Here is a 15,069-nt window from a genome sequence, read left to right as displayed (position 1 = left end):
GCAACGCCATTGGGTAGAAGACCACCCACCGGAGACGCCGCATGAAAACAATCGTACAATCGCTCAAGACCCGCCCGGCCCTGTGGGCCGCATTGCTCATTCTGGTCCCCTTTGCAGTCCGCACCTGGTTTGCCGCCACCGGCCAGCTCAACCTGGTCCAGGACGAGGCCCAGTACTGGGATTGGACCCGCCATCTCCAGATGAGCTACTACTCCAAGGGTCCGCTGATCGCACTGATCATCAAGTTCTGGACCACCATATTCGGCAATACGGAACTGGGCGTCCGGTTCGGTTCCATTCTCGGGTTCGCCTGCACCCAGACAATTCTCTTCCTCTTCTTATCCAGATCCTGGCGCAGGCCCGACCTGGGACTGTGGACCCTGTTCATCACCGACACCATGGTCCTGTTTATGGCCCTGGGCCTGCTCATGACCACGGACAACAGCCTGATTTTCTGCTGGGCCAGTTCCATGGCCTGCCTTTACCTGGGCAGCACACCCAAGAAGAATCTTCCTCCGCCCAGCACCAAGGCGAGAATCTGGCCTTTTGCCGTCCTGGCCCTGCTTTTCGGGTTGGGCATCCTGGCGAAATACATGATGCTGGCCTTTGGCGGCCTGGCCTTCCTTTACGGATTCGCCCTGCGCCGCAGGGACCTTACCCCCAGGCATTTCTGGAAATACCTGTTCACGGCTCTCGGGGCAGGCCTGGTCATCGGCTTCCTGCCCATCCTCATATGGAACGTGCAGAACGGCTTCGTGGGTTTCAAGCACGTTTCCCACCTGGCAGGGGTCGGCGGTTCCGATGCCCCGCTGATCCGCTTCGACCGTTTCCCGGACTACATCGGATCCCAGTTCGGGCTCGCCACGCCCTGGTGGCTGCTGCTCATGCTCTACGGCGGCATCAAGGCTGTCGGCGCTTACTGCCGCAATACGATTGTCAGTCCCTTTCGCGAACGCCCGGAGGTGGACCAGCGCCAGTCCCTGCTCCTGGCAACCTTTTTCTGGCCTATCTGGCTCTTTTTCATTGCCTGGAGCTTCCACACCAAGATCATGCCCAACTGGTCGGCCGTCAGCTATGTGGCCGGCGCCATGCTGGCGGCACACGGACTGGACTCCCTGCTGCGTGCTCGCAGAATCAAATCCTGGGGAATCTATTTCCTTGCCGCACTTTCCCTGGCCATATTCCTGCTTGTCCATACGGCGCACCTGCTGCCCATTCCCCGGGAATACAATATCACCAACCGGCTCAAGGGCTGGGAGGAGTTGGGGCAGACCGTCGAAGACCTCCGCCTCACCCGGTTCGCGAACCCCGACAAGGTCTTTATTTTTTCGGAACTCTACGACATGACCTCTGCGCTGGCCTTTTACGTCCCCGGCCAGCCGCGCACCTATTGCGCCTGGGTACAGAATCGGCGCATGAACCAATACGACATATGGAACGGTCCCCAGGACAAGATCGGCTGGGACGCCATCTTTGTCCGCAAGAAACTGGAAAAAGGGACCTACCCGGACATCGAAAAGATGTTCGAGTCCATCAGCGATCCCATTCCGGTCCACACCACCTACAACGGCATGCCGGCGCGGACATTCACCATTTTCCTGTGCCGAGGCTACAACGGCTATTGGCCCCGAAAAGGTGGCTCGTTCTGATCTGAGTCCTTTATAATCTTGCTCTGTTTTCAGGCCCGGGAAAGCAACCTTTCCCTAACGCCCTGTAAAGCAATCGCATAGCGACTGCCTAGAAAAAGTCTAGACTCTGTTGTGCTGCGTTGTACTTTGTTGACATTTATTGTCTGATTATGACAATACTTGCCTTGTATGTATAAACAGTAGACAGTGCGGCCATGCAAGACACCCCTAACACACCTGCACTTCTGACGATTCAGGAAGTGGCCGATGCCCTGAGAGTGCACTACCGCACCGCGTACCGGCTGGTGACGGCTGGCAGCATCAAGGCCATCAAGATCGGGAGTCAGTGGCGTGTCGCAGAGGCTTCACTGCTTGAATTTATTGAACATGGTTGGAAAGAGGTCCAGGTGGCCAAAAAGGAAACCAAGGGACCCAAACAGCTTAAACTCCCTCTGGAGTAAGGAGCAGATAATGGCAGTGAAGAAGATGGCCGGACACGATCCGGTCCTGGAAGTAAGCCTTCCCAACGATTTCGGCGAGGATCTGCCCTTCAAGGGGCATCTGGTCGGCGAGGAAATGTATTTCAATGACGACACGGGCATGCTGACCATGGAGAAACTCTACAAGAACGACTCCGATGCATACGCCTACAGCATCATCTCCGCCATAGGCCATGCCCGCGAGCGCAGAGCCTACACGGTGCAGCCGGGCCAGGAGACCTGCCGTGTGAACAACGGCGGCCTGGAAATGGACTACGACACCGATCTCCTCCTGGAACTGCTGACACTGGCCATCGAATCCGAACGCTCCGCCTCCAGCACGGTCTACGAACACGTCCGCCGCAAGCTGGCCGCCAACGAATAGAAAGCCTTTTCACCTGCCATGAGAAAGGGAGCCTTTCGGCTCCCTTTTTTTATCTCCTGCAGGTGGGGTCCATCTTGCAGAAATCCTCCTGCCCGGTGGACTCCAGCACGGACCGCCAATACGCGGAATTGGTATTCAGTTTCTTGCGGCGCTCGGTGACCAGTTCCAGCGGCAGATGGATCATGCGATTCTGGAGCATGCTCACCACCATGCCGGTCTTGCCGGACATGGCCGCATGCACCGAGTTCTGGCCCAGGAAGCCGCAGTAGATGCGGTCGTTGGCGTTGGCGGGCACTGAACGGATAATGTAGCTGGGATCGATGTACTTCATGCCGTACTCCATGCCCAGCTTGCCGAAGTATTCCTTGATCTCCTTCTTGAGCACCCCGCAAATGTCGCCCAGGACCGGGTTGCCCGACTCATCCGGCTTGCCGTAGTCCGGGCAAAGCTCCTGGCCAGCGCCCTCGGCGCAGACGATCACGGCATGGCCCCGATTTTTGAGCCGATTTTCCAGGGATTGCAGGAAGTTGCCCTCCCCGTGCAGCTCGAACTTCTTTTCCGGAATAAGCACGAAATTGACTTCCTTGAGGGCCAGGGTCGACTGGGCCGCGATAAACCCGGATTCCCGGCCCATGAGCTTGACCAGGCCGATCCCGTTCTGCATGCCCACGGCTTCCACGTGCGCGCACTGGATGGATTCGGTGGCCTTTTCCACGGCCGTGTCGAACCCAAAGGACTTGGTCACGAAATTGATGTCGTTGTCGATGGTCTTGGGGATTCCGATGACCGATATCTTCTGGCCCCGTTTGTCGATCTCGCGGACAATGGCCTTTGCCGCCTTCATGGTCCCGTCGCCGCCGATCATGAACAACACGTTGATGTTGGAGCGCTCCAGCGCGTCCACGATCTGGTCCGGGGCCTGCAGCCCGCGGGACGAGCCGAGGATGGTGCCGCCGAACTGGTGAATGTCCGCAACACGGTCCGGGGTCAGCTCGATGAAATCGAACTGATATTCAGGAATGAACCCGCGCAGGCCGAACTGGACGCCAACCACGGAGGCGACGTCGTAGTTGTGGTAGGCCTCCATGACGATGGCCCGGATCACGTCGTTGATGCCCGGGCACAGGCCGCCGCAGGTGACGATGGCGCACTTGGTCTTGGAGGGATCGAAATAGAGCTTTTCCCGGGGTCCCGCCGCCTCCAGCTCGAGCGTGACATGATCATCCGTGAGATTCTCGATGTCGTCGGCCGTGAGCGTCACGATCATGGGTTTGGATTCGTCCACGGGCCGGCACATGGGGATACAGGTATCGATCTTGGCCGGTCCGAGGGTCCGAATGGCTGTCTGGTCATTTTTCTTCTTGGTGCCCATGAATATTCCCCCGTATTACGATTTGTTCACGAAGTTCACTACCAGGTCGAAACGGGATGGCCGGAATGGCATTCCACTTCCTCGAGCAGCTCCTGCGCCGAGGCCGTGGCTGCGCCCACCTGGCCCACCACTATGCCCGCGGCATGGTTGGCCAGGGTACAGGCGCTCAAAAGGTCGGCTCCCGACGCCAGGGCCAGGCCCAAGGCCCCGATCACCGTATCACCGGCTCCGGTCACGTCGAAGACCTTTTTGGCGAAAGTCGGAATATGCTGAATATGCTCGCGATCATGGAACAGGGCCATGCCGTCCGGTCCCAGGGTGATCAGCAGGTGCTTACAGTCGAGACGCCTGAAAAGCGCTTCGCCGGCGCGTAGCACCGAGGGCTTGTCCGTGACCAGGATTCCTGCCCCCTCCCCGGCTTCCTTGGTGTTGGGGGTCAGCAGATCCACGCCCCTGTACAGATCGTAGTTGACGATCTTGGGGTCCACCAGGACAAGAGGACGCCTGGACATGGTTTCCAGCAGCGCATTCAAGCGATCCATGAACGGCGCGGAAATGAATCCCTTGCCATAGTCGGAAAGAATGACCACGGGGTACTGTTGCAGTTCAGCTTGCAGATACTTGAAGAGTTGGTCCAGCAACGCCTCGCTCAAAGGGCCGCTGTCTTCGCTGTCCACCCGGCATATCTGCTGATTTTGCGCGATGATGCGAGTCTTCTTGGTGGACGGCCGGTTCGGGTCGGTCAGTAGGTTCACAGAGAGTTGCGCTTGTTCGCACAAGGTCTTGAGCTCATCCCCTTCCCTGTCGTCGCCGATCACGCCCACAAGCATGGGCGCACCGCCCAGGGCGGCGATGTTCATGGCCACGTTTCCTGCGCCGCCCATGAGGAACTTCTCGCGTTCCACCCGCACCACCGGCACGGGCGCTTCCGGGGAAATGCGTTCCACCGAACCAACCATGTAATGATCGAGCATGAGATCGCCCAGGATCATCACCTTTTTCCCGGCCATATTCCTTACTAGTTCTTTCATATATGTCATAGCTCCTTGCCGCGCGCCTGGGACTTGATCACGGCGCATCCTGCGGCCCAAGGTTGCCTGTTCGAATCAATCAGAATCAAATTCAGTTCAAACATGTCTGCCTTCCGGCGATATGCAAACCGCCTAGAACGGGCTCTCGACTCCAAGCTTCTCCAACAGCGAACGCAATTCGTCTCCCTGCCGATATGACAAGGTAATCCGCCCTTTTTCCTGGGAACCGGAAACCTTGACCGCAAGATCCAGGCTCTCGCAGAGTACGGCCTGTAGTTCCTGCATGGAAGGGTCCAAAGACTCCTTGTGAGAAGTCGCTCCAGCGGACTTGACCGGGGCTCCCACCTCGTCGGCGCCCGGAAGGCGGCCGTTCTGCTTCCAGAACGAGGCCTGCGCCTCGGCCTGACGCACGGTGAGCCCGTTTTCCATGATCCGCTCATGAAGGTCCGCCTGCGGCTCGGATTCTGTGATCGCCATGATCGCACGGCCATGGCCCGCGGAAATTTTCCCCATCTGGATATGCTGCTGAACCTCCTCGGGCAGGTTCAGGAGCCGAAGCGAGTTGGCCACGGCGGAACGACTCTTGCCCACCTGCCGGGAAAGCTCGTCCTGGCTCAGGCCGAATTCCTTTTGCAGCTGCTGGTAGCCGAGCGCCTCTTCCACGGGGTTCAGGTCCTCGCGCTGCAGGTTTTCGATGAGCGCGATGGCCAGACTTTCCTGATCGTTCATCTCGCGCACCAGGGAGGGAACGTCCACCAGGCCCGCGATCTTGGAGGCGCGCAGCCTGCGCTCCCCGGCCACAAGTTCATAGCGATCATCACCCACAGGGCGCACCAGGATGGGCTGCAAAACCCCCTGGGCCTTGATGGAGGCCGCAAGGTCGTCCAGGGCGGCGGAATCGAACTCCCGACGCGGCTGATACGGGTTGGCGACCACCGAGCTCACGGGGATCATCTGCACGGAAGCGGCTTCCAGACCTTTTTCTTCCTCTTCCCGGACGCCGCCCAGCAATGCATCCAAACCACGGCCAAGACCTTTGTTCATGGACATATCTTTCCTCACTTATCTCTCGGGTTCAAGCCACTTGCCCATCGGGCGCTTAATGCCTATAACCCTGTGCAACCAATTCACAACTAAAGGAGCCGCCATGAGCAGCGATCATTTCACGGAACTTTTCGACAAGGACGGCAACCTGATCGGCTGTCTGCTGACCGCCGACGCCTGGGCCTCCATCAAACCGACCGTGCTCAAGGCCCTGAACATCCAGGAAGCCCCTCCCGAGCGCCCCGAGCCACTGGCGGATTGGGAAACGCTCAAGGAGTACTGGGATTTCCCCTACGCGGTGGACACCGATGTTCACTGCGACAACTGCGGGGAATCCACGGAGAACTGGCAACAGGACAATCCACGCAAATTCCGGCTCTCCTCGGCCAACCTGGCCGGGCTGGTCTCCTTCACCTGCCAGAAATGCCACGCAAAAATCACCAAGAAGCATTTCAAGGACACCATCAAGGTGGAAAACCAACCCTATCGTGAAAAAGATCTACGAAAAGAAGGGCAGTACTAATACCCGCCACGACTCTCCACCCCGCTCCGGCGGGGTTTTTTATGACGAATGTTCGGTCTTGCTCCGAACCACTTCCTGGGCAAGGGCCAGATAGGCCTCGGCGCCCTTGGACTTGACGTCGTAATTGATGACCGGCTTGCCGAAACTGGGTGCCTCGGACAGGCGCACGTTCCTGGGCACGATGACTTCGAACAGGTGCTGGGGAAAGGCCTTGCGCACCTCGTTCTTGACCTGCCAGGAAAGCCTGTTGCGCGAATCATACATGGTCAGGACAACGCCCAGGATATCCAGTTCAGGATTCAGACGCTTGCGGACCAGTTCGTATGTCATCAGCAACTGCGCAATGCCTTCCAATGCGTAATACTCGCACTGAAGGGGCACCAGCAGCTCGCGGGCGGCGCACAGGGCGTTGACCGTCAGCAGGCCAAGGGACGGCGGGCAGTCGATGAGGATGAAGTCATATTCATCGTCCACTTCATCCAGCAATTCCTTGAGAAAAAACTCTCGCCCGAACTTGTCCACCAGCTCGATTTCCGCGCCCACCAAGTCCTGAGTACCCGGCAGGATATCCATATACGGGACCCCGGAATCATAGATGGCCTTGTGCACATCCTTGGGCGAAAACAACACGGAATAAATGTTTTCGCGCTTGTCGCCGGGGTAGAACCCCAGCCCGCTGGAGGCATTCCCCTGCGGATCGCAATCCACGATAAGCACCTTTTTTTCCATGACGCCCAGCGAGGCGCCAAGGTTGACGGCAGTGGTGGTCTTCCCCACCCCACCCTTCTGATTCGCGATCACAATTCGTCTTGCCACTGAGTCGCCCCCTGGTCTTCGCGATATGTTCTTGCTCACAATCAGATTGTTTCACGTGAAACAATTACGGTCTGATCATCATGTTTCACGTGAAACACATGATCATACCGACTTTGAAATTTCTAGACCGAAAGAATTCTCATGGCAAGGACGAACAGAACCTGAGACGCAAAAAAGGCAAAAAAAAGCCCCGGCCAAGCCGGGGCTCTGATGATCAAGTGATGAATTATGCCTTGTAGTAGTCCTTGTACCACTCGACAAACTTGCTAATACCCTCTTCAATGGAGGTGTCCGGCTTGAATCCCACGTCGCGGACAAGGTCATCCACATTGGCCTCGGTGGCAGGCACATCGCCCGGCTGCATGGGCATGTAGTTGATCTCCGCTTTCTTGCCCAGGCATTCCTCGAGCACTTCGATGTACCTGGAAAGCTCCACCACCTTGTTGTTGCCGATGTTGTAGATGCGGTACGGCACGGAACTGCTGGCCGGATCCGGATTGGCTCCGTCCCAGGCGGGATTGGGTGCTGCGGTGTTCATGGTCACGCGGACAACGCCTTCGATGATGTCGTCAATGAAGGTGAAGTCACGGCGCATCTTGCCGTAGTTGAACACGTTAATGGGCTTGCCCTCGATAATATTCTTGGTGAACAGGAACAACGCCATGTCCGGCCTGCCCCAGGGGCCGTAGACCGTGAAAAAGCGCAACCCGGTGGTGGGCAGGTCATACAGATTGCTATACGAATGCGCCATCATTTCATTGGATTTCTTGGTGGCCGCATACAGGCTCATGGGATGATCGACCGCTTCATGCGGGGAAAGCGGCATGGTGGTGTTCATGCCATAGACCGAGCTGGAAGAGGCATAGACCAGGTGCTCGACCTGATTGTGGCGGCACCCTTCCAGGATGTTCAGGAAGCCCACCACGTTGGAATCGACATAGGCGCGGGGATTCTCCACGCTGTAGCGCACGCCGGCCTGGGCGGCCAGGTTGACCACGCGGTTGAACTTTTCCGCGGCAAAGAGATCCTCCATGGCCTTGTTGTCGGCCATGTCGATATGGGCGTGCTTGAACACGTCGCTCTTCTTGAGGATGTCCAGGCGGGTCCATTTCAGATTCTGGTCGTAATAGTCGTTGACGACATCCAGGCCCACTACTTCGTGGCCCATTTCAAGAAAACGCCTGGAAAGATGAAAACCGATAAAGCCGGCAGCGCCGGTCACGAGTATCTTCATGGTTTGTCCGTGTCCTTTGGTGATGCAAAGTTGGGGTTCAACATTTTAATGAAATCCAGCGGCACAGGAATGATGGTCGATGTTTTGCTCTCGGAGCTCATCTCGCGCATGGTCTGCAGATAGCGGAGCTGCAAAGCCTCGGGATGGGCGCTGATGATCTTGGCGGCCTCGGTCAGCTTGTTGGCGGCCTGGTATTCACCCTCCGCCCCGATGACCTTGGCCCGGCGTTCGCGTTCGGCCTCGGCCTGCTTGGCCATGGCCCGCTGCATTTCCTGCGGCAGATCGATGTACTTGACCTCGACGGTACTGACCTTGATGCCCCACGGGTCCGTGTGCTGGTCCAGTATGGACTGAATCCGGTCATTGACCTTGTCGCGGTGGGACAGCAGATCGTCAAGCTCGACGCCCCCACATACGCTACGAAGCGTGGTTTGCGCAAGCTGGGAAGTGCCGAACATGTAGTCCTCGATCTCCAGAATGGCCTTGACCGGATCCACCACGCGAAAATAGACCACCGCGTTGACGCTCACGCTGACGTTGTCCCGGGTGATGACATCCTGGTTTGGCACATCCAGGGTCAGGATGCGCAACGAGACCTTGACCATGCGATCGACGACCGGAATGAGGATGATAAGGCCCGGCCCTTTCTGGCCGATGACCCTGCCGAGCCGAAACACGACGCCGCGTTCATATTCGTTCAAAACCTTGAGCGCCGCCGCCAAAAAGGCGACCACCAGCACGATAATGGGCAGATACGTGTACATCGAAGACTCCTTTTCGCTGTCAGCCCTTGTCTGCCAAGGGCTCCTGGTTGCATGGCTCGATATCGAGCGTCAGGCCGCTTATTCCGACGACTTTGACCTCTTGCTCAACCAAAGGGGTAAAATCGCTCTGAAGGACCTTTGCGGCCCAAATTTCGCCTCTTACCAGTATTGTCCCGGTTTTCCCGCTCCAGTGACGCACCCTGCCGGTCAAACCGATCATGGAAACCATGCCGCTGGCCTGTTTTTTCCTCTGGGCCTTGGCAACAAGGTAGACAACAAATCCCACCACCACGGTAAAAAATATGAGCGGGCCGAAAATGGCGGACAGGGGAATGGGCAGATACCCGAACTCGTCGCGGAACAGGATTACGGTCCCGAAGAACAGGCACGACACCCCGCCCACGGACAAAAGCCCGTAGCTGACGATCTTGATTTCCAGGCCGAAAAGCACCAGTCCGAAGAGAATGAGCAGTATGCCCGCAATATTGGTGGGCAGCACGGAAAGGGCGTACATGGATACAAGCAGGCAGATGCCGCCGAAGACGCCGGGAAAAACCGTGCCGGGATGGGTGATCTCGATGAAGAGCCCGAGCATGCCGCCCAGCAGAAGCAGATAGGCGATCTGGGGATGCATGAGCCAGGACAGCAAACGGTAGCGAAATCCGGGATCATGGGATTCCAACCGGATATCGTCCCGGCTGAAGACGACGGTTCCGTCCTTGAAGGGAATGCCCCGCTCCCCTGCTCCGGCCACGAACTCTTCCGGTGTCCCGGCCGCGATTTCAACGACCCTGGCCTTAAGAGCCTCGTGCGCAGTGATGGAAACGCTTTTCTCCACTGCCTCGGCATACCAGGCCGCATTGCGCCCCTTTGCCTCGGCCACACCGCGCACCAGGCTCATGAAGTCGTTCTGGACCTTCCTGGCCATGGTCTCGTCCATATCCTTGCCGCCCAGGTTCACGGGAGATGCCGCCCCGATGGTTGTCTGCGGGGCCATGCCCGCCACGGAAGAAGCGGCCACCAGGAACACCCCCGCCGAAGCGGCGCGTGCCCCGGAAGGGCCGACCCAGACACCCACCGGTACCCGAGAATTGAGCATGGCCTTGACCATGCGCCGCATGGATTCCCCCAATCCGCCGGGAGTATCCAGCACCAAAAGCAGCATGTCGCATTTCCTGTCCAGGCATTCGTTCAGGGCCGCGCCGAACATCTCCTCCTGGGCCGGGCTGATGGCCGCATCGAGATCCACGCGCAGCACCCTGAATGGGGCGGCTTGCGCGGACAGCGGCAGGACAAGCAGCAACGCAAAGAGAACCAGGGTCAGTCGTGCCATGAAACCTCCACACGGTTTCGGGAAGGGAACGAAAGAATACCGGAACTATATGCGCAAAGCGGCTATGGAGGCAACGGCAAGCTGTTGTTCGTGGGGAAGTCTGGCCGCCAGTTCGGCCACGGAAGGTAGGAGATGGATGCTACTCTGCTCGAGCATGATGACGTTCTGGCCGGGCTGCACCTGGGGATAAATAATGCGCATGGCTTCCGAGCCGAAGCAGAGGATCGTGGAACAGCGGAACTTTTGGACGCCGGCCCAGAACATGCGGGTCTGCGGCACGAGGTTGCCGTCGCACGGCAGGGTGCAGGGCCAGAACATGGAAGTTCCCTTGGGCCACTTGAGGAACCCCAGCAGGGAGCGCATGAGCTGTCCACGGGAAGGGTCGGCGTTGCCGGTGAGGTCGTGCCCCAGTTCGGCATAGGTGATCATGACCCGGGCTCCGGCCGGGGCCATTTTCGCGAAACGATCCCACGGAGCCGAAAAAGGCGTGCCGCCGACAGGCGGTGCGGGCGTGGGCCTGCACTGCTGCGGTTGCGGCTGCCCGGGCTGTGTCCGCTGCAAAGGCGCGGAGGGCTGCTGCGCAGGCTGCCGCGGTTGGGCCGCGCGCGGCTGGACAGGCTCAGCCTGCTCGGCAGTGGCCTCTTCGCATACCCTCTCGGGGCGCAACACGTATTCCAGACCGAGGTCGTACCAGGGGCGGAGGTGTTCAGGAATATCTAGGCGAGAAGCAGGTGATCCCATAAGCGCCAGGCAACCTCGGTTTTGCGGAGCGGGGGCCACTGCTCCCGGCGTCCTTCGTTGTCCAGCACAAAGACCTGATTGGTGGGCACGCCGAAACCGCTGCCGTCCTGGTCAATGCGATTGCAGGCGATAAGGTCCAGGTTCTTTCTGGCCAGTTTGCGCTGCGCCTCTTCACGGCAGTCGGAGGTTTCGGCGGCGAAACCGATGAGCTTCTGTCCTTCCCGCTTGCTTTCCCCAAGGGACTTGAGGATGTCGGGGTTGGTCTCGAAGCGTACGGTAAGCCCTTCCTGCGAGCCTTCCTTCTTGAATTTGCCTTCCCCGTGGAGGATGGGCCGGTAATCGGCCACCGCAGCGGTGCAGCAGGCAATGTCCGTGTCGGCCCAGACATCGTGGCAGGCCTCGTACATCTGGCGGGCGTTCTGCACGGGCACCACGCCCATGCCGGAATGAAATTTCATGGAGGTGGGACCGGCCACCACCGTGACCTCTGCGCCGCGCAGCCAGGCGGCCATGGCCATGCAGGCGCCCATGGTGCCGCTGGAGGGATTGGACCAGAAGCGCACGGCGTCCCACTGCTCGCGGGTGGGGCCTAGGGTGACGAGCACCTTTTTCCCGGCCAGGTCCTGTGGGCTCAGGGCGCGCAGGACCACGGGCAGGATCTCCTCGTATTCCGGGAAGCGACCCTTGCCCTCTTCCTTGCATGCCACCAGGCCGGAGTCGGGCTCGATACAAATATACCCGAGATCCTTGAGCATCAGCCAGTTGCGTTGGGTTGCCGGAGCGTTCCACATGCGCGGATTCATTGCCGGGACCACGATCTTGGGGCCGGGAAAGGCCAGGGCCTGGCAGGAGAGCATGTCGTCGCCCAGTCCGAAGGCCAGCCGGGCCATGGTCGTGGCCGAGGCCGGGGCAATGAGCATGGCGTCGCACAGTTCACCCGGCTCCAGGTGCCCGAACGGGCTTTCCTGGCCGCCGCCCAGGCGTTCGAACATGCCGGTATAGACCGGCGAAGCGCCCAGGGCCTCGAAGCTGAGGCCTGTGACGAACTTCTGGGCGGATTCGGTCAGCGTGGCGGAAACGGTCAAATCGGCCGATTGCAAAAGGCGCAAAATTTCCAGCGCCTTGAAGGCGGCAATGCTGCCTGAAACGCCGAGATGGACGCGCTTGCCCATGAACCCGGCAAAACGGAAATGTTCCTGCATGCTACTTGCCAAGACTTGTTTCCGAGCTGCCGTCCTTGGTCTCCACGGCAATAATGGTCACCGTGGCCTTGGCAAAGGTGTCGTCCACCTTTATGACGCAGCTCTTGTTGAACTTTTCGAAGCTGAGCACCGAAACCTTGCCCTTGATGGTGGCGGTGCGCTCCCAATTGTCCTTGGCCATGTTGTTGATGAAGAACTGGATGAGATCCTGGATGTCCACCCTGCCGGTGAAACGCATGATGCCTGCGCGGAACTTCTTGTTGTCCAGGGTGTGGGATTCGTCCGGCTGGAAATCGAGTTCCTTGGGGATCAGTATATCGTCGAAATCATAATAAAAATTCAGGTTCTCATAGCTCTGCGACGCAGGCTCTGAGCCGCTGTCGCCGGAGGAGGTGGACTTGGGCGTGCAGGCCCCAAGCAGGGCCAGGATGAACAGAACCGCGACAAATCTGGAAAACATACGCATGCAAGCCTCCGTCTAGTTTCCGGAATCCCGGAGCTTTTCGATTTTATCCTGAAGGTATTTCTCCATCTCGCGGCGGTCCTTACGCAGCCGGACCAGCTCGTTCTCGAGAATCTGGAGTTTGACCTTGATGTCGGAAGTGTCAAAGGACAGGCCCAGGGCCATCTCCTCAAGCTCGGCGTCCTTGCGTTCCAATTCGCGGGTCTTGTTGATGACCTCCTCGGGCAGGGCCGTGACGCCCGCTTCCGGCAGGGCGCGCAGCTTCTTCTGGCTTCGGGCCAGGAGCACGAACGCGGTCTTGAGCTTCTGGATGTCCTGCTGCTGGCTCTCGATCAGGGTCTTCTGGTCGGCAATGACCTCCATGCAGTCGGCAACCTTCTGCATCATGCCCTTGAACACGCCGGCCAGTTCCAGGGCGCTTTCCGCGCCGTGGGCATCCAGGCCGCCGTTGCCGGAATGGGCGACATCGATGGTCCGGGGAACCTCGCCGCGCAGCATTTCCTCGATCTCGTGGGTGACGCGCCCTTCGGCATAGAGGTCGGAGATCCGCTGGAAAACAGAAATGGATTCCTCGGGATACTTGGTCACCCTGCCGATCTTCCGGCCGTTCAGAAAATCCTTGAACAGGGAAGCATACCGGCGCGCGGTCGGGGCGGGAATGCGGGTCGATTTCGCGATCTCAGCAACAGTGAGCCAGTTCATTGCTAAGAAATACCATGAAATCCACCAATTACAACCCATTACAACAAAGAAGCCAGGAAAAAGCGTAATCGACTGAAATCACAGGGATTCGACATATATTATGGTATCGCTTGCCAACAGAGGCGCTCCTCCTTACGATCCCGCCCATGCCGAAAAACGACACCGACAACGTCTCTCCGGACTTCCAGCTGGAGAGTTACGACTACCATCTTCCCGAGGAAAGGATCGCCCAGCAGCCCGCGGACCAGCGCGACGCGTCGCGACTGCTGGTGCTGGACCGGGGCGAGGGTTCCCTGGGCCTGGCCGAATTCAGGGAGCTGCCCGACCTGCTGCCCAAGGGCGCCCTGCTGGTGGCCAACAATTCCAAGGTCATTCCGGCCCGCATGTTCGGGACCAAGCCCACGGGCGGCAGGATCGAATTTCTGCTGCTGACCCCCCTGCCCCTCATTGAAGGGCAACAGGACGGCGACTGGATGCAGGCCCGCGTGGAGGGGCTGCTGCGTTCCTCCAAGCCCGCCAAGAAGGGGACGGTCATCACCATCCTGGACGACCTGGAAGTGATCCCCGAGGAACAGGGGGATTTCGGCAAGTGGTGGGTCACTCTGCGCTGGCGCGGGGACCTGGAGCGGCTCATCTGCTCCACGGGGCACCTGCCCCTGCCCCCCTACATCAAGCGGCCCGACACCGAGGCCGACGCCGAACGCTACCAGACCACCTATGCGGACGACTCCAAGGCCGGGTCCGTGGCCGCGCCCACGGCCGGGCTCCACTTCACCCCCGAGGTGCGCGAACGCCTTGCTGGCATGGGCTTCGAATGGGCGCAGGTGACGCTGTACGTTGGCTACGGCACCTTCAGCCCGGTGCGCTGCCCGGATATCCGCGACCATCGCATGCACAAGGAATACATCGAAGTTCCACGTGAAACAGCCGAGGCCATCAAAAAGGCCAAGGCCGAGGGAAGGCCGGTCATCGCCGTGGGCACCACCAGCGCCCGCACACTGGAGGGCATGTTTTCCGAATGCAAAGAAATCCGCGAATTCAAGGGCGAAACGGATATTTTCATCTATCCCGGCTACGAATTCCGCATGGTGGACGGGCTGCTGACCAACTTCCATTTGCCAGAAAGCTCGCTAATTATTATGGTGTCGGCTCTGGCTGGAAGAGAGACGATACTCGAAGCCTACAAGACAGCCCTGGACAACGGCTTCCGGTTCTTCTCTTACGGTGACGCAATGCTCATACGTTGAGCGCGGATTGTTCCCTCAATCCTGGCCGTCCGGCGAAAGTCAGCTTTTCAGGGCTCCGGGGAGAGCCGACGGCGAAACGGGCGATCGGCGCCCGCGCCAGCCTTC

At 59.1% G+C, this 15,069-nt stretch carries 16 protein-coding genes; 5 read left to right on the top strand and 11 right to left on the bottom strand.

From position 1 onward, the window contains the following. Positions 1 to 41: 41 nt before the first annotated feature. The 3 genes from FGL65_RS02785 (at position 42) to FGL65_RS02775 (ending at position 2,492) form a co-directional block, all read left to right on the top strand. Positions 42 to 1,649 carry an ArnT family glycosyltransferase gene (locus tag FGL65_RS02785; protein WP_147819550.1) on the top strand — a complete coding sequence of 536 codons (1,608 nt, stop codon included), beginning with the start codon at positions 42 to 44 and terminating at the stop codon, positions 1,647 to 1,649. A 194-nt stretch (positions 1,650 to 1,843) separates the two neighbouring features. After that, entirely contained in the window at positions 1,844 to 2,089 is a 246-nt protein-coding gene (locus tag FGL65_RS02780) for a helix-turn-helix domain-containing protein (protein ID WP_147819549.1), read from the top strand. 10 nt (positions 2,090 to 2,099) lie between these two features. Next, positions 2,100 to 2,492: a hypothetical protein gene (locus FGL65_RS02775; RefSeq protein WP_147819548.1), complete on the top strand. Its 393-nt coding sequence runs from the start codon at positions 2,100 to 2,102 to the stop codon at positions 2,490 to 2,492. 49 nt (positions 2,493 to 2,541) lie between these two features. Here FGL65_RS02775 and FGL65_RS02770 read toward each other — a convergent pair whose 3' ends face one another. The 3 genes from FGL65_RS02770 to FGL65_RS02760 all read right to left on the bottom strand — a co-directional run bounded on the left by FGL65_RS02770 (position 2,542) and on the right by FGL65_RS02760 (position 5,945). Next, positions 2,542 to 3,864, bottom strand: coding sequence for an ATP-dependent 6-phosphofructokinase (locus FGL65_RS02770; protein WP_147819547.1), 1,323 nt, complete (start codon positions 3,862 to 3,864; stop codon positions 2,542 to 2,544). Between the two features lie 38 nt (positions 3,865 to 3,902). Beyond that, positions 3,903 to 4,895 (bottom strand): D-glycero-beta-D-manno-heptose-7-phosphate kinase, encoded by a 993-nt coding sequence (gene rfaE1 / locus FGL65_RS02765; RefSeq protein ID WP_250645552.1) that lies wholly within the window; start codon positions 4,893 to 4,895, stop codon positions 3,903 to 3,905. 132 nt (positions 4,896 to 5,027) lie between these two features. Further along, positions 5,028 to 5,945, bottom strand: coding sequence for a ParB/RepB/Spo0J family partition protein (locus FGL65_RS02760; RefSeq protein ID WP_147819545.1), 918 nt, complete (start codon positions 5,943 to 5,945; stop codon positions 5,028 to 5,030). A gap of 97 nt (positions 5,946 to 6,042) precedes the next feature. Between FGL65_RS02760 and FGL65_RS02755 the strand changes: the two genes are divergently transcribed. Then, positions 6,043 to 6,462: a hypothetical protein gene (locus FGL65_RS02755; RefSeq protein ID WP_147819544.1), complete on the top strand. Its 420-nt coding sequence runs from the start codon at positions 6,043 to 6,045 to the stop codon at positions 6,460 to 6,462. 39 nt (positions 6,463 to 6,501) lie between these two features. Here FGL65_RS02755 and FGL65_RS02750 read toward each other — a convergent pair whose 3' ends face one another. From FGL65_RS02750 to FGL65_RS02715, 8 genes are all read right to left on the bottom strand, one after another. Then, the gene (locus FGL65_RS02750) at positions 6,502 to 7,278 is read right to left on the bottom strand and encodes a ParA family protein (RefSeq protein ID WP_147819543.1); all 777 of its coding nucleotides are present in this window, start codon (positions 7,276 to 7,278) and stop codon (positions 6,502 to 6,504) included. 226 nt (positions 7,279 to 7,504) lie between these two features. Then, entirely contained in the window at positions 7,505 to 8,512 is a 1,008-nt protein-coding gene (locus FGL65_RS02745; RefSeq protein ID WP_147819542.1) for an NAD-dependent epimerase, read from the bottom strand. Beyond that, positions 8,509 to 9,276 (bottom strand): slipin family protein, encoded by a 768-nt coding sequence (locus FGL65_RS02740; protein ID WP_147819541.1) that lies wholly within the window; start codon positions 9,274 to 9,276, stop codon positions 8,509 to 8,511. Before FGL65_RS02740 ends, FGL65_RS02745 begins: the two co-directional genes overlap by 4 nt. Positions 9,277 to 9,295: 19 nt before the next feature. Continuing rightward, a complete protein-coding gene (locus FGL65_RS02735; RefSeq protein WP_147819540.1) occupies positions 9,296 to 10,609 on the bottom strand; it encodes an NfeD family protein in 1,314 nt (437 codons plus the stop codon). A 45-nt stretch (positions 10,610 to 10,654) separates the two neighbouring features. Next, positions 10,655 to 11,038, bottom strand: coding sequence for a hypothetical protein (locus tag FGL65_RS02730; protein ID WP_147819539.1), 384 nt, complete (start codon positions 11,036 to 11,038; stop codon positions 10,655 to 10,657). A gap of 287 nt (positions 11,039 to 11,325) precedes the next feature. After that, on the bottom strand, positions 11,326 to 12,552 hold the full coding sequence (gene coaBC / locus FGL65_RS02725) for a bifunctional phosphopantothenoylcysteine decarboxylase/phosphopantothenate--cysteine ligase CoaBC (RefSeq protein WP_147819538.1): 1,227 nt from the start codon (positions 12,550 to 12,552) through the stop codon (positions 11,326 to 11,328). Between the two features lies 1 nt (position 12,553). Beyond that, complete coding sequence (locus FGL65_RS02720) at positions 12,554 to 13,018, bottom strand: hypothetical protein (protein WP_147819537.1); 465 nt, start codon at positions 13,016 to 13,018, stop codon at positions 12,554 to 12,556. Between the two features lie 12 nt (positions 13,019 to 13,030). Further along, entirely contained in the window at positions 13,031 to 13,717 is a 687-nt protein-coding gene (locus FGL65_RS02715; protein WP_147819536.1) for a MerR family transcriptional regulator, read from the bottom strand. Between the two features lie 146 nt (positions 13,718 to 13,863). Between FGL65_RS02715 and queA the strand changes: the two genes are divergently transcribed. Then, positions 13,864 to 14,964 carry a tRNA preQ1(34) S-adenosylmethionine ribosyltransferase-isomerase QueA gene (gene queA / locus FGL65_RS02710; RefSeq protein WP_147819535.1) on the top strand — a complete coding sequence of 367 codons (1,101 nt, stop codon included), beginning with the start codon at positions 13,864 to 13,866 and terminating at the stop codon, positions 14,962 to 14,964. The last annotated feature ends 105 nt before the right edge of the window (positions 14,965 to 15,069 follow it).

Origin of the sequence: Salidesulfovibrio onnuriiensis, from assembly GCF_008001235.1 — a bacterium.
GTDB classification, from domain to species: Bacteria; Desulfobacterota; Desulfovibrionia; order Desulfovibrionales; family Desulfovibrionaceae; genus Pseudodesulfovibrio; species Pseudodesulfovibrio onnuriiensis.
Note: the sequence above shows the minus strand (reverse complement) of the source record. Positions and strands in the feature narration are given on the sequence as shown.